The 22,675-nt window shown below is 63.3% G+C and carries 24 protein-coding genes; 16 read left to right on the plus strand and 8 right to left on the minus strand.

Annotation, left to right across the window (positions count from 1 at the left end; genetic code table 11):
- Positions 1-3: 3 nt before the first annotated feature.
- The 6 genes from MF606_RS15665 to MF606_RS15690 all read left to right on the plus strand — a co-directional run bounded on the left by MF606_RS15665 (position 4) and on the right by MF606_RS15690 (position 4,812).
- A complete protein-coding gene (locus MF606_RS15665; RefSeq protein ID WP_240230280.1) occupies positions 4-2,412 on the plus strand; it encodes a circularly permuted type 2 ATP-grasp protein in 2,409 nt (802 codons plus the stop codon).
- Between the two features lie 5 nt (positions 2,413-2,417).
- On the plus strand, positions 2,418-3,296 hold the full coding sequence (locus tag MF606_RS15670; RefSeq protein WP_240230281.1) for a transglutaminase family protein: 879 nt from the start codon (positions 2,418-2,420) through the stop codon (positions 3,294-3,296).
- 139 nt (positions 3,297-3,435) lie between these two features.
- Positions 3,436-3,600 (plus strand): hypothetical protein, encoded by a 165-nt coding sequence (locus tag MF606_RS15675; RefSeq protein ID WP_240230282.1) that lies wholly within the window; start codon positions 3,436-3,438, stop codon positions 3,598-3,600.
- A gap of 41 nt (positions 3,601-3,641) precedes the next feature.
- Positions 3,642-3,800: a DUF3309 family protein gene (locus MF606_RS15680; RefSeq protein WP_082531061.1), complete on the plus strand. Its 159-nt coding sequence runs from the start codon at positions 3,642-3,644 to the stop codon at positions 3,798-3,800.
- Positions 3,801-4,000: 200 nt separating this feature from the next.
- The gene (locus tag MF606_RS15685; protein ID WP_240230283.1) at positions 4,001-4,366 is read left to right on the plus strand and encodes an ElaB/YgaM/YqjD family protein; all 366 of its coding nucleotides are present in this window, start codon (positions 4,001-4,003) and stop codon (positions 4,364-4,366) included.
- 5 nt (positions 4,367-4,371) lie between these two features.
- Positions 4,372-4,812 (plus strand): hypothetical protein, encoded by a 441-nt coding sequence (locus MF606_RS15690; RefSeq protein ID WP_240230284.1) that lies wholly within the window; start codon positions 4,372-4,374, stop codon positions 4,810-4,812.
- An 11-nt stretch (positions 4,813-4,823) separates the two neighbouring features.
- On the opposite strand, the gene MF606_RS15695 is transcribed toward MF606_RS15690, so the two are convergent.
- From MF606_RS15695 to MF606_RS15710, 4 genes are all read right to left on the minus strand, one after another.
- Entirely contained in the window at positions 4,824-6,344 is a 1,521-nt protein-coding gene (locus tag MF606_RS15695) for a sensor histidine kinase (protein ID WP_240230285.1), read from the minus strand.
- A gap of 111 nt (positions 6,345-6,455) precedes the next feature.
- Positions 6,456-7,376 carry a diacylglycerol/lipid kinase family protein gene (locus MF606_RS15700; protein WP_240230286.1) on the minus strand — a complete coding sequence of 307 codons (921 nt, stop codon included), beginning with the start codon at positions 7,374-7,376 and terminating at the stop codon, positions 6,456-6,458.
- 19 nt (positions 7,377-7,395) lie between these two features.
- Complete coding sequence (locus tag MF606_RS15705) at positions 7,396-8,805, minus strand: sensor histidine kinase (protein WP_240230287.1); 1,410 nt, start codon at positions 8,803-8,805, stop codon at positions 7,396-7,398.
- Between the two features lie 88 nt (positions 8,806-8,893).
- Entirely contained in the window at positions 8,894-9,649 is a 756-nt protein-coding gene (locus MF606_RS15710) for a Crp/Fnr family transcriptional regulator (RefSeq protein ID WP_420842212.1), read from the minus strand.
- A gap of 135 nt (positions 9,650-9,784) precedes the next feature.
- Here MF606_RS15710 and MF606_RS15715 point away from each other — a divergent pair, with 135 nt between their 5' ends.
- Complete coding sequence (locus tag MF606_RS15715; protein ID WP_240230289.1) at positions 9,785-10,153, plus strand: response regulator; 369 nt, start codon at positions 9,785-9,787, stop codon at positions 10,151-10,153.
- Here MF606_RS15715 and MF606_RS15720 read toward each other — a convergent pair.
- Complete coding sequence (locus MF606_RS15720) at positions 10,150-10,704, minus strand: RNA polymerase sigma factor (protein WP_240230290.1); 555 nt, start codon at positions 10,702-10,704, stop codon at positions 10,150-10,152. The two genes, MF606_RS15715 and MF606_RS15720, sit on opposite strands and share 4 nt — an antisense overlap.
- A gap of 4 nt (positions 10,705-10,708) precedes the next feature.
- Positions 10,709-10,897, minus strand: a complete 189-nt coding sequence (locus MF606_RS15725) for a NepR family anti-sigma factor (protein WP_240233866.1) — start codon at positions 10,895-10,897, stop codon at positions 10,709-10,711.
- 187 nt (positions 10,898-11,084) lie between these two features.
- On the opposite strand from MF606_RS15725, the gene MF606_RS15730 reads away from it, so the two are divergent.
- The 3 genes from MF606_RS15730 (at position 11,085) to MF606_RS15740 (ending at position 13,229) form a co-directional block, all read left to right on the plus strand.
- The gene (locus MF606_RS15730) at positions 11,085-11,879 is read left to right on the plus strand and encodes a response regulator (RefSeq protein WP_240230291.1); all 795 of its coding nucleotides are present in this window, start codon (positions 11,085-11,087) and stop codon (positions 11,877-11,879) included.
- 111 nt (positions 11,880-11,990) lie between these two features.
- A complete protein-coding gene (locus tag MF606_RS15735) occupies positions 11,991-12,155 on the plus strand; it encodes a DUF1328 domain-containing protein (RefSeq protein ID WP_240230292.1) in 165 nt (54 codons plus the stop codon).
- A 96-nt stretch (positions 12,156-12,251) separates the two neighbouring features.
- Positions 12,252-13,229, plus strand: a complete 978-nt coding sequence (locus MF606_RS15740) for a sensor histidine kinase (RefSeq protein ID WP_240230293.1) — start codon at positions 12,252-12,254, stop codon at positions 13,227-13,229.
- Here MF606_RS15740 and MF606_RS15745 read toward each other — a convergent pair.
- On the minus strand, positions 13,214-14,017 hold the full coding sequence (locus tag MF606_RS15745) for a YdcF family protein (RefSeq protein WP_240230294.1): 804 nt from the start codon (positions 14,015-14,017) through the stop codon (positions 13,214-13,216). The two genes, MF606_RS15740 and MF606_RS15745, sit on opposite strands and share 16 nt — an antisense overlap.
- Before the next feature lie 204 nt (positions 14,018-14,221).
- Here MF606_RS15745 and MF606_RS15750 point away from each other — a divergent pair, with 204 nt between their 5' ends.
- The 5 genes from MF606_RS15750 to MF606_RS15770 all read left to right on the plus strand — a co-directional run bounded on the left by MF606_RS15750 (position 14,222) and on the right by MF606_RS15770 (position 18,703).
- Positions 14,222-15,019, plus strand: a complete 798-nt coding sequence (locus MF606_RS15750; protein ID WP_240230295.1) for an ABC transporter ATP-binding protein — start codon at positions 14,222-14,224, stop codon at positions 15,017-15,019.
- A gap of 56 nt (positions 15,020-15,075) precedes the next feature.
- Entirely contained in the window at positions 15,076-15,828 is a 753-nt protein-coding gene (locus MF606_RS15755; RefSeq protein ID WP_240230296.1) for a transporter substrate-binding domain-containing protein, read from the plus strand.
- Between the two features lie 178 nt (positions 15,829-16,006).
- Positions 16,007-16,819 (plus strand): ABC transporter permease subunit, encoded by an 813-nt coding sequence (locus MF606_RS15760; RefSeq protein ID WP_240230297.1) that lies wholly within the window; start codon positions 16,007-16,009, stop codon positions 16,817-16,819.
- Positions 16,819-17,553: an ABC transporter permease gene (locus tag MF606_RS15765; protein ID WP_240230298.1), complete on the plus strand. Its 735-nt coding sequence runs from the start codon at positions 16,819-16,821 to the stop codon at positions 17,551-17,553. Before MF606_RS15760 ends, MF606_RS15765 begins: the two co-directional genes overlap by 1 nt.
- A gap of 7 nt (positions 17,554-17,560) precedes the next feature.
- Entirely contained in the window at positions 17,561-18,703 is a 1,143-nt protein-coding gene (locus MF606_RS15770) for a succinylglutamate desuccinylase/aspartoacylase family protein (RefSeq protein ID WP_240230299.1), read from the plus strand.
- Here the strand turns inward: MF606_RS15770 and MF606_RS15775 are convergent.
- On the minus strand, positions 18,700-21,099 hold the full coding sequence (locus MF606_RS15775; RefSeq protein ID WP_240230300.1) for a putative bifunctional diguanylate cyclase/phosphodiesterase: 2,400 nt from the start codon (positions 21,097-21,099) through the stop codon (positions 18,700-18,702). The two genes, MF606_RS15770 and MF606_RS15775, sit on opposite strands and share 4 nt — an antisense overlap.
- Before the next feature lie 207 nt (positions 21,100-21,306).
- Between MF606_RS15775 and MF606_RS15780 the strand changes: the two genes are divergently transcribed.
- On the plus strand, positions 21,307-22,668 hold the full coding sequence (locus tag MF606_RS15780; protein WP_240230301.1) for an aminotransferase class I/II-fold pyridoxal phosphate-dependent enzyme: 1,362 nt from the start codon (positions 21,307-21,309) through the stop codon (positions 22,666-22,668).
- The last annotated feature ends 7 nt before the right edge of the window (positions 22,669-22,675 follow it).

Here is a 22,675-nt window from a genome sequence, read left to right on the forward strand (position 1 = left end):
CGCATGGAAATGCGGAATCAAAAGCGCGGAAAACCTCCGGCCGGTCCCAGCATCATTGCTGACTACCGGCTGCAGCCGGGCGTCCCCGACGAGATGATCGACCGGAACGGCAATATCCGTCCCGGCTGGTCCGCGCTGATGTCTGCCTTCGACAAGCTCGGCCCCACCGAGCTTGCCGCCCGCTTCGAGCGGGCTGACCAATACCTGCGCGATGCCGGCGTATTCTACCGCAAATACGATGGCGCCGAGGGCCGCGAGCGCGATTGGCCGCTGGCGCATGTGCCGCTGCTGATCGACGAGAACGACTGGTCGCGCATCAGCGCCGGCCTCATCCAGCGCGCCGAACTGCTCGAAACCGTCATTGACGACGTCTATGGCGACAATACCCTCGTGCAACAGGGCCTGCTGCCGCCCGAACTCATTGCCCGCAATGGCGAGTTCCTGCGGCCGCTTGTCGGCGTCAAACCCGCCAGCGGCCATTACCTGCATTTCTGCGCGTTCGAGCTGGGCCGCGGCCCCGATGGCGCCTGGTGGGTGCTGGGCGACCGCACACAGGCACCGTCAGGCGCCGGCTTCGCGCTCGAGAACCGCGTCGCCACCACCCGCGCGCTCAGCGACATCTATGCCGATATGAATGTGCAGCGGCTGGCCGGCTTCTTCCGCGGCTTCCGCGACCAGCTCTTTGCCCAGGCGAAACGCGACGGCGGACGCGTCGGCATCCTGACACCCGGCCAGCTCAACGAAACCTATTTCGAGCACGCCTATATCGCCCGCTACCTGGGCCTGATGTTGCTCGAAGGCGAGGACCTCGTTGTCGAAGACGGCAATGTCATGGTGCGAACGGTCGCCGGACTGCGACCGGTCAGCGTGCTCTGGCGGCGCATGGATGCGTCCTTCGTCGATCCGCTCGAACTGCGCTACGACAGCCGCATCGGCACGCCCGGCATGGTCGAGGCCCTGCGCCACGGCTCCATCTCGATGATCAACGCGCTGGGTACGGGCCTGCTCGAAACCCGGGCGCTTGCCGCCTTCATGCCGCGCCTGGCTCAGAAACTGCTCGGTACCGACCTGTTGCTGCCCGAGATCGCGACCTGGTGGTGCGGCCAGCCCAGCGAGCAGCAGCACGTCATCGCCAATTTCGACAAGCTTATGATCGGGCCCGCCTTCGCCACGGCCCTGCCCTTCGACGATCAGCGCGGCACCATGCTGGGTTCCGCCATTCCAGCCGAGCAGAAGGCCGCGCTGCTCGAACGCATGCTGAACAACGGCGCCGATTATGTGGGCCAGGAACAGGTCCAGCTTTCCACCGCTCCTGTTTATGTCGATGGCAAGTTGCAACCGCGTCCGATCACCCTGCGGGTCTATGCCGCCCGCACCGATCAGGGTTGGACCATCATGCCAGGCGGTTTCGCCCGCGTCGGCTCCACATCGGATACCTCAGCCATCGCCATGCAGCGCGGCGGCCAGGCGGCTGACGTCTGGGTGCTGTCCACCAAGCCTGTCGAGCAGGTATCGCTGCTGCCGCAGGACGGCCAGAAACTCGTCCGCAACTCGCCCGGCAGCCTGCCGAGCCGCGCCGCCGACAATCTCATCTGGCTGGGTCGCTACGCCGAGCGCTGCGAGGCCACGGTTCGCATCCTGCGCGCCTACAATGCGCGGTTGGCCGAGCTCAGCAAGTCCGACCTGCCCATTCTTACGCACTGCGCCGATTTCCTCGAGACTATCGATGTCGACGCCACCGACGCCATGCCGCAAGGCCTGCTCGCGTCCATCGACAGCGCCGTGCACAGCGCGAGCCAGATCCGCGACCGCTTCTCGCCCGATGGCTGGCTAGCCCTCAACGATCTGCAAAAGACCGCCCAGCGCTTTGCCGCGCGCATCCGTCCCGGCGATGATGCGACCCGCGCTATGACCGTGCTGCTGCGCAAGCTCGCCGGCTTTTCCGGTCTCGTGCATGAAAACATGTATCGCTTCGCCGGCTGGCGCTTCCTCGAACTTGGCCGCCGTCTTGAACGTGCCATCCAGATCGCCCGCGTCACCGCCTGGCTGACCGACACGGACGCACCCGATGGCTCGCTCGAAATGCTGCTGGAAATCGGCGACAGCGTCATGTCGCATCGGCGCCGTTACTCGGTAAGCGCCGGCACGCAAAGCGCCACCGATCTGCTGGTGCTTGATCCGCTCAATCCGCGCTCGGTGCAGTTCCAGATCACCGAACTGCGTGCCCAGATCGAGATGCTGCCCGGCGGCATCGACGACGGCATCCTGTCGCCGGCCGCCAAGGCGGCGCTGCAGATCGAAACCGACCTGCGCATAGCCGTCGCCGCGGAGATGACACCCGAACGCCTCGATAAGCTCGCCGCCGATATCGGCATGCTGTCCGGCCTCGTGGCCGCGGCATATTTCGTGTAGCCGTCATGCTCTACGATGTCCGCCTCGAACTGAGCTACGACTACGACGCCCCCGTGCATGGCGGGCGCCATCTGATCCGCGTCGTGCCGGCCACGGTGCCCGGTGTACAGCGCGTCGTCGCCGCCAGCCTGTCGTTCGAGCCGCGCCCACAGCGCGAAAGCACCTTCACCGACTTCTTCGGCAATTCGGCGACGGCTATCACCTTCGTCACGCCGCATGAGAAGCTCGATGTCCGCCTCACCGCCCGGGTGCAGGTAGAGGACCTCCACCCACCCGCCGACCTATCGCCATCCCGCGGCAACCTTCAGGCGGAAATCACCCGCTTCTGGTCGGTTGAACCCGATAGCCCCCACCACTTCCTCGCCGCCTCGCCGCGCGTGCAAGTGGTACCGGCCATTACCGCTTACGTGGAGGCGATCACCGCCGACACCCAATCGGTCATGGCCGCCGCGACCGCCCTGTGCATGGGCATCCATCGCGACTTCGCTTACGACCCCAAGGCAACCGATGTCGAGACCAAGCCGGCCGAGGCCTTCGCACTGCGCAAGGGCGTCTGCCAGGACTTTGCCCATGTCATGATTGCCGGCCTGCGCGGCATCGGCATCCCGGCCGGCTATGTGTCCGGCTTCCTGCGCACCAATCCCCCGCCCGGCAAGCCACGCCTCGAAGGCGCCGATGCCATGCATGCGTGGGTGCGGGCCTGGTGCGGCCAGCATGTCGGCTGGGTCGAGTTCGACCCCACCAATGCGATGATCGCCGGGCCCGATCACATCTCGATCGGTCATGGCCGCGACTATGCCGATATTTCTCCGATCATCGGCGTATTGAAGACCCATGGCTCGCACGAAGCCAAGCAATCGGTCGACGTCATCAGGGTCGAATAACGCCCCGCTTTGTTTCATCGACGCGACGGAACCAAAGTCTCTCCCGCTCCGTTCCTTTGCCACGCGCAACAAAAGCGCAATGAATGCAAATGGCCGGCAGGTCCAACACTTGGATCGAACCGGTCGAGCGGAGGCAGTCATGACGAACATGCATATCAAGGCACTTGAGAGCGCCAGCCGCACTTCAGCGGTCTGGACCGAAGGCTACGATGGGCAAACCCATTATGCCGATGTTCTCAAAGCACTTGTGCCAGCCACGTTCATCCTGGCCGTTGCCGCCGCACTGATGCTGGCGATCCTCTGATTACTGGCAGCAAAGCGTCACAATAACAAAGGAGAGCTACCATGGGTCTCGGTACAATTCTCATCATCATTCTAATCTTGCTGTTGATCGGCGCGCTACCCAACTGGGGCTATTCGCGCGGCTTCGGCTACTTCCCATCCGGCATCCTCGGCGTGGTGCTGGTGGTGATCCTCATTCTCGTGCTGATGGGACGCATCTAGCACGTTGAACCAAAAATAGGCGCAGCCAGCCCCCTGGTCCCACTAATGTGGATTGCGCCCGCGGGAAGAAAGACCGCCCCCCTTTCCCCGCCCCTAACACCCCGCCGCGGCCTCCGCGTAGCGGGGTGTCTTTCCTTCCAACACCCGGGAACTTCAGGGATTTTCGGGCGTTGACCACACACAGTTAAAGGAGCGTCCCTATGGCTACCACTTCAGATCTCGCCCCCACGCGCCGCAAGGCATCGGGCACCGCCAGCCGTGCAAGCAGCACCAAACCCCGCGAGGAGCAGCTTGAGGATCAGGTTGCCCAGCTTCAGGCCGACCTGAAGGCCATTGCCGCGACGCTGGCCAAGCTCAGCAGCGAAAAGGTCAACGAGGTCCGCACCGTGGCCAAGGACGAAGTGCGCCATCTCCAGCGTCAGGGCCAGGACGTCATCGAGGACGTGCAGGAACAGGCCGGTGCGCTGGAAAAGCAACTCAAGGACACGATCCGCGAAAAGCCCCTGACCGCCGTGGCGAGCGCAGTCGGCATAGGCTTCATTCTGGCTCTGCTGTCGCGGCGCTAGGCATCATGCATTTGCTGATGCCGCTCGCGGCTCTCCTCGGCATCGAGGTTGAAGCCATAACCGATCGCGTCAAGGGATTGGTCATCGCCAATGCGGTGATGATCACCCTTGGCCTGATCGGCCTCGGTTTCCTCATCGCCGCCGGATACATCGCCCTGGCCGATGCGCTGAGCCCGCTCTATGCCGCGCTCATCCTGGCCGCCGCCTTCCTGGCACTGGCGCTTGCCGTCTATCTGGGAATGAAGGTTGGCGAAACCAGGCATCGTCGGGAACTGGCAACGAAACGGCGATCAACCGAGACCAGTGCCTTCGTCACTACGGCCGCTTTGACCGCATTGCCGGTCCTGCTGAAGTCGCCATTGGTGCGGACGTTGGGCCTGCCGGCTGCGGCTATCGCCGCGTTCCTGCTGGTCCGCAATGCCGACAAGAAGGACGACCCGGACTGAGGCCTTTGGCCTCAGCCACTTTCCGCCGGTAATGGCAGCCAGACCTTGGCGACCACGCCTTCCGGCGGGAAGTCGAGCTTCACCTCGCTGTCCAGTACTTTCGCCAGGCTCCGCTCGATCAGGCGCGCCCCCAGCCCGTGTTCCTGCGGCCGCTCGACCGGCGGCCCACCATGCTCACGCCAATGGAGCGACAGGCCACGCTGCGGAAAGGCTTTCACCTCCCATTGGATATTGACGACGCCCTCGTCGCTGGCCCAGGCACCATAGCGATGCGCATTGGTGGTGAGTTCGTGCAGGATCAACCCCAGGCCAAGGGCATGGTCGGCCGGCAGCATCACATCGGGTCCGCGCACCTCGGCCCGGTCAGGGTTGGTGATGAAGTTCGGCCCGAGTTGCGAGGCCAGCACTTCGTAGAGCTGCACACCGGACCAGTCGCGGTCGGCCAGCAGCACATGCGCATCCGAAATGGTGCGCAACCGGCCCGAGAACGCCTCGATGAAGGCAACGGGGTCCGGGTTCTGCCGGATCGTCTGCCGGGCTACCGACTGGATCATGGCCAGCGTGTTCTTCACCCGGTGATTGAGTTCGCGCAGCAGCAGCCGCGTCTGCTCGGCGCTTTGCTTGCTTTCGGTGACGTCGATGCTGGCGCCCATCATGATCAGTGGCTTGCCCTCGGCATCGCGCTGATAGACGCGGCCGCGCATGGTCAACCAGCGTCCTGAGGTCGCCACCCGCGCTTCGGCGCTGTAATCTACGCCATCGTCGAGGCTGGCCGTAATCCCGGCCTGCACGGTGGCGCGGTCGGCCGGATGGGTTGCTTCCAGAACCTGCTCGACCCGGATGGGTCCGGCTTCCGGCAATTCGTACATGCGCCGGAACGTGTCGTTGCAGGCCACCTCGCCACTGCGGATATCCCACACCCAGCTCCCGACCTTGCCGGCCTCAAGGGTCAGCGCGTGGCGCCACTCCTCGCGCAGCAAAGCGGCGGCGGTGCGCGCCCGCACCCTGGCTTCGTCCTTGAGCGCAAACAGCGCCGCCGCCAGGCCCGCCAGATCCCCGAGTTGAGTCAACAGATCCGGATCGACGGCGTCGCGCGGGTTGGCGCTCAGCACGCAGACCGAGCCCAGCTTCTGCCCGGCAATGATGATCGGCGCCCCGGCATAGAACCGGATATGCGGCCATCCCGTCACCAGAGGATTATCGGCGAAACGGTCATCCTTGGCCGCATCGAGCACGACCATGGCCTCGTCACCAGGCAGCGCTATCGTATGAGCGCAAAAGGAGACGTCGGTGGCGGTGTGCTCAAGGCCCTGCACGCCAAAGCAGGCCCGGAACCACTGGCGTTCCTTGCCGACCAACGTCACCAGCGCAAATTCTGTCTTGAAGATATGTGCCGCCGTCCGGCCAAGCCGTTCAAAATCGCTATCGGGCTCGCCGTCAAGCACGTCGAGCGCGGCAAGCGCATCAAGGCGCGCCGGATCGTCCACAACCGCCCGGACCTGGTCCGGGAGCGGAGCTCCTACATCTGTCACTTCCCGTCCTGACGCTAACGCAAACAAGCCCCGAAAATCCGGCGATACTAATCGACGATTGTAGAAAACGAACTTCTCTCGCTTTAGTTCCAGGAAATTTTTCGCAGATTATCAGGCCGGTTCGGTGGGCGCGGCCACTTTGGGCAGCAATACCTTGAGCGCGCCCGGATGAACCTTGAGCGTCACGGAGCGGTCGAGCTTGATCAGCTCGCCATCGACCACCGCATGCGCGCCCCGCTTGCGCTTGGGAAAGGTGAGCGTCACCTCCGCCACTTCCTTCTCCGAAACCATGGGGCTGGCCCGCCAGGTGCCCAGGAATACCTCGACCGCCAGCTTGATCAGCGCCCAACTGGACACCGGTGCCGCCACGTAGACGCCGAGTACGCCGGCGTCGAGCGCATCGGCATGCGGAATATGCCCATCACCCAGCGGATTGTTGGAGACTGCAATTCCCGACACGCGCCGGCTCTCGACGCCGCGCTTGGTGTGAAGCTCGGCGTCGAATTGTGGGGGACGGATTGCGGCTGCGGTGACGGCACGCAGGCTCGCCAGCATCTTGCCGACCCGGCTGCCATAGGTCATGCCCTCGCGAATGCGGACGAGACGCGCGTGAATACCCACGCCGAACTGGTGCACAAAGGGACGGCCATTGGCCGTGGCAATATCCACCGCGCCGAGCTCACCGGCGGCTAACGCCTCCAGGGCTTCGGGCAAAGCCAGCGGCACTTTGAGCGCACGCGCGAACAGGTTCATCGTGCCCGCCGGCAACACGGCCAGCGGCATCCCCGTGGCGAAGGCTATGCCGGCCGCCGTGGAAATGGTGCCGTCTCCGCCGCCCGCCAACACGGCATCCACGCCTTCGGTCTTCGCCGCCGCGGTCAGCCGCGCCTCCACTTCGCTGCCGGCCACGACCTCGCAATCAAGTGTGTGGCCATGGCTCTCGAATATCGTCCTGGCCGTGGTGCAGAAGGCGTCCAGGTCCATGGTGCGCAGCGTGCCGCCATCGCGGTTGAGAATGGCGATGATATGCAAGGCTAACTCCGTTGGCTGATCAGCCGCGCGACTGGGCGCCGTCGAGTCCCGGAAGGGACACGCGGACGACCAGCCCGCCGCTAGGCGCGATGGAATAGTCCGGGACGCCCCCGAACTGGTTGGACAATTGCTTGACGATTACCGAGCCAAGACCACTCTCGCCCCCCACGCCATCCTCTGGCAGCCCAACGCCATCATCGGCGACAACAAGGATGGGTACCCCGGCCTCGTCCCGCTTGAGGCTGACAGTGATCGTACCGGTCCGGCCATCGGGAAAGGCGTGCTTGAGGGCATTCGTCACCAGTTCACCGACCAGAATGCCCACCGTGGTGGCGTCGCGCGCGCTGATGACGATAGGGTCGATGTGGCCGACCAGGGCCACCGCCTTGGGATCGCTGACCGTGCTCGCAATGTCTTCGAGCACGGCGTCGAGAAATTCATCGGCGCTGGCGGTTTCGAGATCTCCGCCCAGGCGCAGCCGGCGATGCGCCGAGGCGATCGCGTGCACGCGCGAGCGCGCCGCCTCCAGCGCCTGCCGCACTTCGTCGGACTTGCTGCGCATCAATTGCAGGCCCAAGAGCGACGACACCGTCGCCAGCGAGTTGCCGATGCGATGGTTGGTGTCCTGCAGCAGCGCCTCCACGCGTTGCCGTTCCCGCTCGGCGTGCTCGCGCGCCTCCTCGACCGCGCGAGTACGCTCCTGCACATGCGCTTCAAGCACCTCGTTCTCGCTGAGCAGCCGGTTCTGGCTACGTGCCAAGGCGCTGACCTCCAGCTGGGTCCGCGCCAGCAGCGAATAGCCCAGCACCACAGCGCCAGCCAAGGCGGCCACTACGGCCGCAACCAGCCATCGCCTAGATTCATCGATGCCGCGATTGCGATCGAGTAGCTTCTGGTTCTCTTCGGCTATGAACTGCTCGAGCGTTCGCCGCACCTCGTCCATCAGCCGCGCGCCCATGCCGGTCTGGATCAGGGTCCGCGCTTCCGCCGAGCGCTGCTTTTCGACAAGCTCGACCGTGCGCTCCATTTCGGCGGCCTTGGCCAGAATGTCGCCGCCGATAGCCCGCACCCGGTCCGCCTGCGCCGGATCGTCCTCGGTTATGGCGACCAGCGACAGCAGCCTTGTATCGATGGATGCCGCGGCCCGGCGGTAGGGCTCCAGATAGCTTTCGTCCCGCGTCAGCACATAGCCGCGCTGGCTGCTTTCGGCCTCGGCCAGCGCAATGGTCAACTCGCGCGCCTGGTTGCGCACCTCGTAGGTGTGCACCACGTCGCCGATCTGCCGATCGATGCCCCGCACCATGATGAGCGACGATGCCGCCGCCAGCACCACCAGGGCCAGTGATGCCAGCACGACGAGGCGCTGGCCAATTCGCCGCCTGAGGGCGGTCTCGGTCGCTCGTTTCGTCATGTCGCTCGCGATGCTCATCAGCGTCATCCGCGCGACACCAGCCCTCGGCCGGCCATGCCGCTCCGGTCCCACCTGACGCATAGCGGTGGCAGATTTGAGGCCACTATCATATCAACGGCCGCGTACGCTCAGGCAGGCCATCCCAGTCGGCGAGTTCCATCAGTCCCTCGACATCGAGCACCTCACAGGCGCGATCCAGCCAGCGGATCATCTTGCGTTCCGCGAGTTTTCGCAGGGTCTTGTTGGTATGCACGATCGAGAGGCCGAGCGTGTCGGCCACGTGCATCTGGGTGATCGGAATGTAAAGCGATCGCGACGGCGCCAGGCCCACCGATTCCGCCCGCTGGTGCAGAAACGCGATGAGATAGGCAGCCCGTTCCATGGCGGTACGCCGACCGAGGCTGAGCAGATGCTCGTCGAGCATGCGCTCTTCCTGCGCCGCCAGCCAGGTAATGTCGAAACCCAATCCCGGGTGATTGCGAAAAAGCTCGTCGAGGCGATTGCGTTGGAACACGCAGAGCACCAACGGCGACAACGCCTCCACCGAATGCTGCATCTCCCCGATCACCGACCCCTGCAACCCCACCAGGTCCCCTGGCAGCATGTAATTGAGGATCTGCCGGCGTCCGTCAGGCAGCGATTTGTAGCGAAACGCCCATCCTGAGAGCAGCGTATACAGGTGGGCGCTATGCGCCCCTTCAGCCATCAACGTCGTGCCGGTTTCGGCAACCAGCTCACCGGTCTTGAATGACGAAACGAAGCGTAGCTCGGCCGGCTCAAACGCCCGGAAACTCGGCATTGCCCGCAGCGGACACTGCTCGCAAGGCACCCGGCGTCCGGAACTGGGAAGAACAAGACTCAATGGGCACCGCTATGATTTTGAAGAAGAACTTTCTGTGCAACGCGGTCGGCGGCGACCCGTTCCACACATGTCAAACTTAAATGACAGGTTCAGGTCGCGGTGGCCTAAGAAGGGCCTCAACCGCGGATCCACTACATGCTCAACGGCAAGACCGTCCTCGTCATCGAGGAAGAATTTCTCATTGCGCTCGACATCCAGCGGGTTCTGGAAACGCTCGGCGCCGGTCAGACGCTGTTTGCGCGTACTGTTCAAGAAGCCGATGCTATTGCAGCCCAAGGCACCGATATCGGCCTGGCCATCGTCGAGGTACGCGCTGGACCAGCGCCCTCCCTCGAGCTCACCCATGCCTTGGTCAAGAGCAAGGTCGCGGTCGTTCTGAGTACCGCCGACGTCTCACTGCGCCGCGGCCTGCCGCAATTGCCCGACATTCCGGTCGTCCTCAAGCCAATGGCCGAGGACGACCTGGTCGCCGCGATCGGGCTGGCGCTGGCCGCCCGTCCTTAGAAAGAGTGGTTGTGCGTGGTGACCTGCGCCGAAACAGCATCAGGACCGTAGTCGGCTTCGCCGCTGATCTTGAGGATGTCTTGCAACCGGGTTCGCGCCCGGCTGACGCGGCTCTTCATCGTCCCCACCGCGCATTGGCAGATATCGGCGGCTTCTTCATACGAGAAACCCGACGCCCCGATCAGGATCACCGCTTCGCGCTGGTCATCGGGCAACTGGCCGAGGGCCTTCTTGAAGTCCTGCATATCCATCGAGCCATATTGCGACGGATGCACCGACAGGCGTTCGGTGAACGCGCCATCGCTGTCCTGCACTTCCCGGCCGCGCTTGCGCATCTGGCTGTAGAACTCATTGCGGAGAATGGTGAACAGCCACGCCTTGATATTGGTGCCCATCTCGAAGCTGGACTGCTTGGCCCATGCTTTCATGACGGTGTCCTGCACCAGGTCGTCTGCCTTGTCGTGCTTGCCGGTCAGCGACACCGCAAAGGCTCGCAGGCTTGGTAGCGTGGCAAGCATCTCGCGCTTGAACGAAGTCGGTTCAGCGGTCATGCTGCTATTCTCCGTCACGAGCAGCATTTTTGGTCTTCTGCGCCTGCTCGGCATTGTCGAGCTTCTCGAGCAGATCCAGCAGCTGTTCAGGCACGCCTTCGTCCTGAACGGCACCATAGAGGGCACGCAGACGAGCCCCGATGTCCGTATTCGGACCCAGCCCATCGTCTGCCCGCCCCGCCTGCGTCCGCATACGTTGCTGGGTCACCAGTTTTTCCTTCATCATGCCTTGTCTGACCGTCAGATGTTTGATTTCGCCCACGTTTCGCCGATCAATGCGTCAAATTCAAAAAAGTTCCGGCGGGCAGGAACTTTTGAGCACAGCTATCGTTTCCTGATTTCGTGCTCACGAGCCTAAAGCGTCACTGGGAGTTTACTACATGACTTTGTCCACGCGGATCGCTCCGCATCTGCCGTATCTGCGGCGGTTTTCGCGCGCTGTCACCGGGTCACAAACCTCGGGCGATGCTTATGTCGCCGCTACTCTCGAAGCTCTGATCGCCGATATCTCGCTCTTCCCCGAGGCATCCAGCGATCGCATCGCGCTCTATAAGCTCTTTTCGGCGCTGTTCTCCTCATCCTCTGTGCGGGTTCCGCAGCCCAATTCCAGCTATGTCTGGGAACAGCGAGCTGCCAGCAATCTGGCCAATCTCACCCCGCGCGCACGGCAGGCTTTCCTGCTGGTGGCCGTCGAGGGGTTCACCCATGCTCAGGCCGCCGAAATTCTCGGTGTCGCCGACAGCGAATTCGCGCCATTGCTCGATGAGGCTTCGGTGGAGATTTCCCGCCAGGTTGCCACCGAAATCATGATCATCGAAGATGAACCGCTGATCGCAATGGATATCGAACAGCTCGTCGAAGGCCTCGGACACAAGGTGGTGAGCGTTGCACGTACCCACAAGGAAGCGGTGAGCCTGTTCAACCAGACCCAGCCGCGCATGATCCTCGCGGACATCCAGCTTGCCGATGGCAGCTCGGGCATCGACGCGGTCAATGACATCCTCAACACCCACTCTGTGCCGGTGATTTTCATCACCGCTTTCCCCGAACGCCTCCTCACCGGCGAGCGTCCCGAGCCGACCTTCCTCGTCACCAAGCCGTTCAATCCGGATATGGTGAAGGCGCTCATCAGCCAGGCGCTGTTCTTCGACGAAGGCTCGCGCGCCGCCGCGTGATTGTGCCGCCACGTTACCAAGGCCGGGTTTTCCCGGCCTTTTTTCTTGCTCCGCAGGAACCTGCAGAACAATTACCCGTTGTTTGTGCAGTAGTTTTTACGGAGAGTTTCAATGCTCTACTATGCTCTCGTCTTCCTGGTGATCGCCCTTATTGCCGGCGTTCTGGGGTTCAGTGGCATCGCCGGCGCCTCCGCTGGCATCGCGCAAATTCTGTTCTTCCTGTTTCTCGCCTTCCTGGTCATCTCCCTCGTGGTCGGCCTCATCCGCCGCGTTTGATTTCGGTCGGTCGCGCGGGCTTTGCTTATGCAAACGGCCTCGCCTCCCGGCGGGGCCGTTTTTGCTCTCTTCTAGCCGCTTAGGCGAGTATCCATGATGTCCATTGAACCTCACGAAAAGCAGACCCAGATGAGGCTTCGGGCCTTGTCGGCAAGTTTGCTGGGACGTGGTGTGTCAGTGCTGCATCAGGACAAAGACCAACGTTTCGATCTGGTAGAGAACCCGCCGGTAGATTGGCGACCCGACAACTTGCTCGGTCTCCGCGACCATGAAATTCTGCCCGAACCGCTAGCCCGGCAGTTCGCCGACGCCATTGGCCTTTGTCTGCGCACCGGCGAAGCGCAGGTCATAGAGTTCAAGCTGGCCAATGGTACCGAGCGCCGCGATTTCCAGGCGCGCATGCTGCCCGACGAAGATGGGGTCACCACCATTCTGGCTGACGTCACCGAAGAGCGAAACCGCGAAGTCGCTCTGACCTCCCTCTTGCGGGAGGTGAGCCACCGCTCAAAGAACCTGCTCGCCATCGTGCAGTCTGTCGCCATGCAGACGGCTCGCCACAGCGAGGGAATCCAGGATTTCCTAAGCAAATTTCGCGGGCGCCTGCACGCCCTGTCTGGTGCCCAGGACCTCGTCACCGAAAGCAACTGGCGTGGCACATATCTACAGTCGCTGGTCACCTCGCAGCTCAGTCGCATCGGCCATGGGGCCCTCGCCCATATGCGCGTCACCGGCGACAACCCTTTGCTCGGCCCCAATGCCTCGCTGCATATCGGCCTCGCCATCCATGAACTGGCCGCCAATGCGGTGCTACACGGCGCGCTGGCCGAAGGCCGGGCCGGCAATGTGTGGGTCGATGCCCGTATCGAGGAGAACCCCGACCATCCCGGCAGTCTTGTCATCGAATGGCAGGAAACGGGCATTGATGCCGGCAGGGCCCGGCAGGAGCCGCGTTTTGGCACCCTCGTCCTCGAACGCATCGTCCCGCTATCGGTGGGCGGCTCAGCCGACTACACAATAACCGCCGACAGCGTCCGCTACCGCCTGGTCGTTCCGGCCGATCAGTTCGAGCCCTGAGCCGGGAACATCTCGCTTGTCCGCCCTATCCACGAATAGGTGACGAGGCCGATCCACTCGCGGATCGCCACCCCGGTCGTGGTGACGTTCAGCACTGGATTGACGATGTCGAAGCCCACGCTTTCGTCGCCGCCGCTACGGTAGTCGGTCGGCCAGGCGATGACATCGAGCCCGACCTTGCGGAAAATGCCTATCGATCGTGGCATGTGAAATGCCGAGGTCACCAGCAGCACATTGCCCGACACCTCGCCGCCCAGCAGCGCCAGGGTCATCTTGGCGTTTTCGTCGGTATTGCGTGAATCCCCTTCTAGCACCAGTCGCGCCGGGTCGATGCCGAGCCCGGTGAAGAAGCGCTCGGCCGTCGTCGCTTCCGATTCCCCGTCCGGCACCATCAATCCCGAGCCGCCGCTCACCACGACCCGCGCCTCCGGATAGAGCTGCGCCAGCCGCAAAGTCTCGGTCAACCGGTCACCCGCTTCGGTTAGTTCCGGTATCTGCCGGCGGGTGCTGACCCGCCCCGAGGTCGCGCCGCCCAGCATGATGATCGCCGAAACCTGCTCAGGCATCTCGGCCGGTCGGACAAACCGGTTCTCGAGCGGCATGATCAGCAGCGCCCCGGCCGTCGTGAACGCGCTGACGCCCAGCAGGGTCAGCCCCAAAGCTCCCGCCACCAACCCGGCGCGGCGGCGATTGCGCAGCACCAGCAGCCAGGCCAGCAGGAACAACAGAAAGGTGAGACTGACCGGCTGGACCAGAACCCAGAACACTTTGGAGAGGATGAAGAGCATTGATGGACCACGATAATTGCGGCCGCACCATAGGCCAGCCGAAGCATCATGACGAGGCGGAGATCTTGGGACAGCGCGACGCCGCCATCATTTCCGCTTGCTATCTCCGGCGCTTTTGCTTTTCTTGACGGCGGTCAAGATTGCCAGCCTCAAAATAAGGCAATCGCCGGTCAGGAAGGCGCCCGCACCGCGGGCTAGGTAAGTATGGCGCTAGCTGCATCCGCTGTCGCGGAAAAGTGGCCGGTCGTGGACATTCGCGACCTGCACAAATCATTTGGCGCTCTGGAAGTGCTCAAGGGCATTTCCTTTTCGGCCCGCGAGGGTGAAGTCGTCTCCCTGATTGGCTCGTCCGGCTCGGGCAAGTCGACGCTGCTGCGCTGCATCAACATGCTCGAAGTGCCCGATAGCGGTACGGTCGCCATCGACGGCGAGGAGATCAAGCTGCGCGGCGCCGCGCCGCATCGCCAGGTGGGCGACGAAAATCAGATCCGCCGCATCCGCTCCGAACTCGGCATGGTGTTCCAGAGCTTCAACCTGTGGGCCCATCTCACCATCCTCGAGAACGTCATGGAAGCGCCGCTGATCGTCCAGCGCCGCAATCGGGGCGAGGTTGAGGAGGAGGCGCTCGCCATGCTGGCCAAGGTCGGCATCCGCGAGAAGGCCAACAACTATCCGGTCCAGCTGTCCGGCGGCCAGCAGCAGCGCGCCGCCATTGCTCGCGCCCTCTGCATCAATCCGCGCGTCATGCTGTTTGACGAACCCACGTCGGCGCTCGATCCGGAGCTGGAGGTGGAAGTGCTGCGCGTCATCAAGATTCTCGCCGACGAAGGCCGCACCATGATCCTGGTCACCCACGATATGGATTTCGCGCGCTCGGTCAGCGATCGCGTCATCTTCCTGCATCAGGGCCGCATCGAGGAAGAGGGCTCGCCCGACGAAGTCTTCGGCGCCACGAAGTCAGCCCGCCTCAAGCAATTCCTCAACGCCGCCAGCCACGAATAGGCGGCGTTGAACGCCTCGCATCCAAACAAGAACAACCAAAACCAAGGAGAAAACGCATGAAGAAGCTTATCCTGGCGGCCGCCGCCATCCTGGCTCTCGGCTCCGCCACCCAGGCGCAGGAAACCGTGCGCATCGCCACCGAAGGCGCCTACGCGCCGTGGAATTTCCTCGATGACGCCGGCAAGCCCGCAGGCTTCGAAATCGACCTGGCCGCAGCCATCTGCGCCCAGGCCGGCCTCACCTGCGAAGTCATCACCAATGACTGGGACTCGATTATCCCGAACCTGCTCGCCGGCAACTACGACGTGATCATGGCCGGCATGTCGATCACCGCCGAACGCCTCGAAACCATCGACTTCACCCAGAACTACTTCCCGCCCGATCCGTCCAAGTTCGTCGCCGCTGCCGGCGCCGGCATTGATCCGGCGGCGCTTGAAGGCAAGCGCGTCGGCGTCCAGGGCGGCACCATCCAGGCCGCCTATGCCGAAGAAAACCTCGGCGCCACCAATACCGTGGTCTCCTTTGGGACTGCCGATCAGGCCATGGCCGACCTTGCCGCCGGCAATCTCGACACCATCCTGGCCGATGGCGCCTATCTGGAGCCCATCGTCGCTGCCTCCAGCGGCGGCATCGAATTCGTTGGCGAAGATGTCATGATAGGTGACGGCGTCGGTGCTGGCGTGCGCAAGGACGAAGCCGAGCTCAAGACCAAGTTCGACGACGCCCTGACCGCCCTCAAGGCCGACGGCACCGTCGACAAGCTGATCGCCCAGTGGTTCGAAGGCCGTGGGCCGTACTTCGCCGAGTAGTTTACAACCACAGTTCTCACCCTCTCCCCCTGCGGGAGAGGGTGGATCGCGCATGGCGCGAGACGGGTGAGGGGTTGCCTCCGCATATGCCGACTATCAGATCAAAGCCCCCTCATCCGCCCCTTCGGGGCACCTTCTCCCGCAAGGGGAGAAGGGAAGCCAAGGCGCAGATACGCCCATGAGCGAAGATATCGCCTTCTGGCTGAGCTACATCACCAATGGCAAGCACCTCACCTGGTATGCCAGCTTCCAGTTTACCATCTTCGCTGCCATCGCTGGCGGTTCATTGGCAGTGATCTTTGGCCTCCTCGGCGCGACCCTCAAGAATTCCCGCTTCCTGCCGCTGCGGCTGATCGGCCTTGCTTATTCATCAATCGTACGCGGCGTGCCGGATGTGCTGTTCTTCCTGTTCTTTCCGCTGGCCTTCGAGCAGACCGTCGAATGGTTCATGGCCAGCCAGGTTTGCACACCCGAAACGTTGGCCGCCCAGACGGCTGCCTGGCCGCCCTGCAAGGACGCCAACTGGTTCCTGGGCACGCCCGAATATCTGATCCTGGCCTCCGTCTCGCTTGGGCTGGTCTATGGCGCCTTCGCCACCAATGTCATCCATGGCGCCATGCGCTCGGTGCCCAAGGGGCAGCTCGAAGCCGCCCGCGCCTATGGCATGTCGGCCAGCCAGGTACTCTGGCGTGTCCAGATCCGCCAGATGTGGGTCTATGCCCTGCCCGGCCTCTCCAATGTGTGGATGCTGGTGGTCAAGGCGACTTCGCTGCTCTCGCTGCTGCAGATCGCCGACATCGTGCTCTGGGCCGATCGCCTCGGCGCCCCCAATTTCCTGCCGGCGGTAGGCCTCGTGCATGATGACTGGCGCTGGCGCTATTACCTGGTGTTGTTCGTCTTCTACATTCTCGTGACCTTGCTGTCCGAGAAGGTCTTCAGCGCCCTCATGGCGCGGGTTGGCCGCGGCATCCTCAACGAGGTGCACACCTGATGGAACGCTTCCTCACTGAGCTCAGCCTGTTCGCACCGGCCGTGGTCTTCAACATCTACTTCACCGTGGCTTCGATCCCGTTCGGCTTCGTCTTCGCGGTCGTCCTGGCGCTGGGCAAAGCATCGCGCAATCCACTGATCTCGCGCCTCAGCCGTGGCTATATCTATGCCTTCCGTGGCTCGCCGCTCTTCATCCAGTTCTTCATGGTCTATTCGCTGGCCCTGTCCTTCAACATTGCGCTGTGGAAACCGCTCGGCATTTCCGGGTTCGTGCTGCATCCGCTCTTCATCGGCCCGCTGGTGCTGATGCTCAACACTGCCGCCTATACCGGCGAGATCTTCTATGGCGCCCTGCGCGCCGTGCCGCGCGGCGAGATCGAGGCCGCTCGCGCCTATGGCATGAGCCGCAGCCAACAGTTCCGCCACGTCATCTGGCCAAACCTCATCCGCCTGGCATGGCCGGCCTATACCAATGAGGTGGTGTTCCTGTTCCACGCCACCTGCATCGTCTACTTTGCCCTGCCGGTGATCGGGCAGCAGAAGGATTTGATGGTCACCGCCAAGGAGCTGTTCGAGCGCGATTTCAACGCTTTCCTGCACTTCTCAGTTGCCGCGCTGTACTTCCTGGCCGTGTCGCTGGTGGTTTTCTTCCTCTTCGGGCTGGTCTATCAGCGCCTGATGCGCCACATGCCAGCCGCCCCGCGCATGCGCTTCGCGCCCAAATGGATTCGCTGAGCCCACCATGACCTTCGAGCTGCACCAACACGCCCTTGCGGGCGACACACCCGGCGTCACCACCCAACTCCATTGGTACACGGCCGGCCCCGCCGATGCGAAAACCCGCGTCCACCTGCAGGCCGCGCTGCACGCCGACGAGCAGCCCGGTACCATGGCCCTGCATCACCTGCTACCGCGCCTGCGCGACGCCGATGCCGCCGGCCAGCTCAAGGCACACTTCACCGTCTTCCCCTCGGTCAACCCGCTTGGCCTCGGCAATTTCTCGCTACGCCACCACATTGGTCGCTACGACATCGAGACCGGCGTCAACTACAATCGGCGTTGGCCAGACCTCTATCCGCACATTGCCGCCACCCTGCCCGGCAGGCTGGGCGCCGACCCGCAAGCCAATATCGCCGCCATCCGCAGCGCCGTCATCGCCTGGATCGACAGCCAGCGTCCTGCCACAGCGATCCAGAGGATGCGCCTGCTGATCCTGCGCTCGGCCGTCGCTGCCGACATCGTCCTCGACCTTCACTGCGACGACGACAGTCTCAAGCACATCTTCACCTCGCCCGAGCTGATGCCCGGCCTGCAGGATTTGGCCGACTGGATGGGCGTGGCCGCCACGCTCACCGCCGAGGACAGCGGCGGCGGCTCCTTCGACGAGGTGCTGCCAACGCTCTACCGCAAGGCGCGCCTCGCCAATCCCGATCATCCAATCCCGGTGGGTGCTGAAGCAGCGACGCTCGAGTATCGCGGCCGTGCGGATAGTTTCGACGCACTCGGGCAAGCCGATGCGGCGGGCCTTTTCGGCTTCTTCGCCGGCCGTGGCCTGATCGACATCGCCCCCGGCTCCGCCCCGCAACCCTCGCCCGGCCCTACGCCGTTCGAGGCCACCGAAGTCCTCCGCGTCGATGCACCGGGCCTGCTCGCTTATCGAGTCGAACTGGGCGACCGCGTGACCAAGGGCCAGCCCATCGCCGACCTCATCGCCATGGATGGCCCCGAGGCCTTCATCGCCCGCCGGCCAATCCTCGCCGGCACTGATGGCTTCGTGCTGTCGCGCATAGCAGGTAAGTACGTGACGGCCGGCGCCGGGATCGCCAAGATCGTCGGCACACAGGTGCTACCCGCCCGGGCCGGGGCCTACCTGCTCGAGGATTAGCCGGCCAGAGCCGCCAGCTTGGCTTCGGCTTCGGCTTTCACCGCCGGAGCCTGCGGCGCCACCTGCGTCAGCAGGTAATGCGGCATGTCGATGGTGTCGAGCGGCCGGGAGAAATAGAAGCCCTGCAATTGATGGCAAGCAATGTCAGCAAGGAACTCGGCTTGCTCTTTGGTCTCGACACCCTCGGCCGTGATCTTGAGCTTGAGCGTCTTGCCCAGCGAGGCGATCGTCTTGAGGATGTCGCGCGCCACCTCGTCGCCGCTGGACGCATCGACGAATGAGCGGTCGATCTTGATCTTGTCGAACGGGAATTTCAGTAGGTAGCTCAGGCTCGAATAGCCCGTCCCGAAATCGTCCATCGCAATGGTGACGCCCAGCTCGCGGATTTCGGTAAGCTTCAGGATGACCTCGTCGAGGTTCTCCAGGAGCAGACCTTCGGTGATCTCGATCTCCAGCCGGTGCGGCGCAAGACCGGAAATGGCCAAAGCCCGCTTTATGCCCACCGAGATATCCGATCGCCTGAAATGCTTTGCCGACAGGTTGACCGCCACGGTCAAATGCTCTGGCCAGGTCGCCGCCGCCAGGCAGGCCTGCTCGACAGTCCAGTCGCCGATATCGACGATCAGGCTCGATTGCTCGGCAATGGGTATGAACTCGGCCGGCGCCACCAGTCCCCTGATCGGGTGGTTCCAGCGGATCAGCGCCTCGAAGCCGGTCGGCTGCTCATCGACCGACGAAACCAGCGGCTGGTAATAGAGGACGAGCTCGTCATTATCGAGCGCATCACGCAATTCGGCTTCGAGCAGCCGCTTTTCGCGCGCTTCCGAATCCATCTGCGTCTCGAAGAAGCGATAGAGCGACCGGCCATCCGCCTTGGCGCGGTAAAGCGCCAGATCGGCATTGCGCAGGATCTGGTCCGGCCGGGTGCCGTTGACCGGCGCCATGGCGATGCCGATGCTGACCCCGATGGTCAACTGGTCGCCATCGATGGCATAGGGTTCCTTGATTTCGTCGATCAGCCGGCCGGCCAGGCGCGCCAAGCCGTCCACATCGCCATCATTGGGCAGGATGATCGCGAACTCGTCGCCACCAAGACGGGCCGCCATATCGGTATCGCGCACCAGTTCGCCGATGCGGCGTGCCACCTGCACCAGCAGCTTGTCGCCCGCCATGTGGCCGCGGCTGTCGTTGACCGATTTGAACTGGTCGAGATCGAGGAACATCACCGAGAACGGCGTGCCGTACCGCTCCAGCCGCGCCACGCAGCTATTGAGCTGCTCGGTGAACTTGGTGCGGTTGAGTAGCCCCGTCATGGGGTCGTGATGGGCCAGCATAGTGATGCGCCGCTCGGCCAGCTTGCGCTCGGTGACGTCGGATCCGGTGCCGATATAGCCCAGATAGGCGCCGCCTTCGTCATAGGCAGGCTTGCCCGTCAGGCTCCACCAGCACTCCTTGCCATCGGCCGTCACCCGCAGCTCGATGTCCTGGAAGGTCTGCCGCTCGACGATGTCGCGCTCCAGATGCGCCATCAGCGGATCGTCGGGCGGCGTGATGCAACTGAGGAAATAGACGAAATCGGCGCCGATAAGGGCATCTTCCGGCACGCCGGTTGCCGCAGTGAACCCGCCTGAAACCCGGTTGATGCAGCCATCGGCATCGAATCCCCAGATCCAGTCCGAATTGCTCTGCTCGAACTCGCGCAGCAGCAAGCCGATGATTTCACGCTTTTCCTGGATCAGCGTCTCGGATGCGCGGTGGGCCACAAAGGCCGCGGCATGATTGAAGGTGATCATCACCATGATGAAGGTGAAGGCCAGCAGCAGCGCGCCCTGGGCCCAGAGGTCAGGCGTGGTATCGAGGCCAAGGATTGTGCCTAGCGCACCAATAATCAGTGGAATCGTGAAGGCGGCCAGCGCCTGCGGATAATTGACCAGTGCCATCATCGACACACAGAGCAGGCCGCCCACCCCGATCGTCGCCGCCCCGCGCACGGTGCTGCTCTGGTCCACCGGCAGCAGGTTGAGCACCACGCCCCACATCGTCCCTATCGCCAAGGCATAAAGGATGGTGCGCGTCACTGTCTGGCCCGCGTTTCCATCTTCCCGGCTCCACGCGCTGGGACGCGCGAGGAAAGCGCCGTGCAGATGCAGCAGGTTGATGGTGCCGGTCGCGATCACGATCGGCCAGAAGCGCGCGGTGTTCCAGGTCAGCACCATGAAAATGACCGACACGACCAGCGACGCCGCCAGCAGCGCCGGCGTCATCTGCCCGATGGAGCGGAGCTGCCGGCCCAGCAATTTCTGACGGACGGGCGGCGGCAATCCGTCCGCGCCAATAGCGCGGTCGACGAACTCGCTGACCAGTGAAAACAGCCGAAGGCCCGATTTGACGCTCATGGCGCCAACATGTGCCGCGAGCACTTAATTTTACGTGTGCTAACACACACCGTCCGCTAGTATTCGTCGTTTGAATACAGTTCATTAAGCCAAAAATTGCGATGCGCGCGGTTACGCAAAATAAACCGAAGAGCTTAAGTCGATTTTCAATGGGGATCCGTAGATTTTCGGACCAAGGACCAGAAAGGTCTCTATTGGAGAGCGTCAATGAGCATCGAATCCAGCCCCGTCCCAGAAGCGGCCCTGACGGGTAGCCTCCGCGACTTCCGCGCACCCGAGGGCCCGAACCTGATGAGCCGTATCGACGGCTTCTATGAGTGGCAGGATTTGCGGCGCCAACACGAACTCTGGCCCTATGCTCGCTCCACCGCCACCGCCCCCAAGGCCCGCTGCGAAGCCAAGAGCGACACCGGCGCTGCCTTCTCCGGCATCAATTTCGCTAGCCAGGATTACCTGAGCCTGTCATCTCACCCCGCCGTCAAGGCGGCCGCCATTGCCGCCATCGGCGAGTATGGTGTGCATAGCGCCGGCTCGGCAGCGTTGCTCGGCAATACCGCCAACTCGCTGCTGCTCGAACAGGGCCTATCGTCCTTCCTAGGCGGTCGCGAAGTCGTGCTCTATCCCACGGGTTGGGCCGCAGGCTACGGCTCGGTTCAGGGTTTCGTGCGCGCCAACGATCACGTCGTCATGGACATCCTGGCGCATTCCTGCCTTCAGGAAGGGGCCAAGGCTGCTACGCAGAACATCCACTACCACGGCCATCTCAACCTCGAGGCTCTGGCGCGCAAGCTTGAGCGCATCCGCGCCAACGACCGCGAAAACGGCATCATGGTGGTCACCGAGAGCCTCTTCTCCATGCACTCGGACACGCCCGACCTGGGCGCCATGCGAGCCCTGTGCGACCAGTTCGGCGCCACGCTGCTGGTGGATTGCGCCCATGACCTGGGCTCGATCGGCGACGACGGTCTGGGCCATCTGGGTCTGCAGAACATGATGGATGCCGCCGACATCATCATTGGCAGCTTCTCCAAGACCTTTGGCTCAAATGGCGGCTTCATCGCCGTAAAGACCAAAGCGGCCGCCGAATACCTCAAATATTACAGCGCCACCCACACTTTCTCCAACGCCCTCTCGCCAGTACAGGCAGCGACCGTGCTGACAGCGCTCAACATCGTGCGATCTGAAGAAGGCCGCATGCTGCGCCGCAAGCTGATGGACAACATCCTCTATCTCCGCTCGGAAATGACCCGAGCCGGCCTCGAAACCCTCGGCGATCCGTCGCCGATCGTCCCGGTGCGCCTCGGCCTCGAGGGCGTAGGTCGTTTTGCTTCCCGCCACCTGATGGCTCTGGGCGGCATTGCCAATCTCGTCGAATACCCGGCCGTGCCGCAGGGCGGTGCCCGCTTCCGCTTCCAGGTCATGGCCGCCCATAGCCGGGACGATATCGACCAGGTCGTACAGATCCTTGCCAAGGCCATGCGCGACGCCGACCTCGAATACCGTTTGGGTCACGAGGGCCAGCTGGATACTACGCGTCAGCGTCCCCAGCGCTCGACCGCAGCGGCTTGACGGAGCA

The sequence above is a fragment of the Devosia lacusdianchii genome (assembly GCF_022429625.1).
GTDB classification, from domain to species: domain Bacteria; phylum Pseudomonadota; class Alphaproteobacteria; order Rhizobiales; family Devosiaceae; genus Devosia; species Devosia lacusdianchii.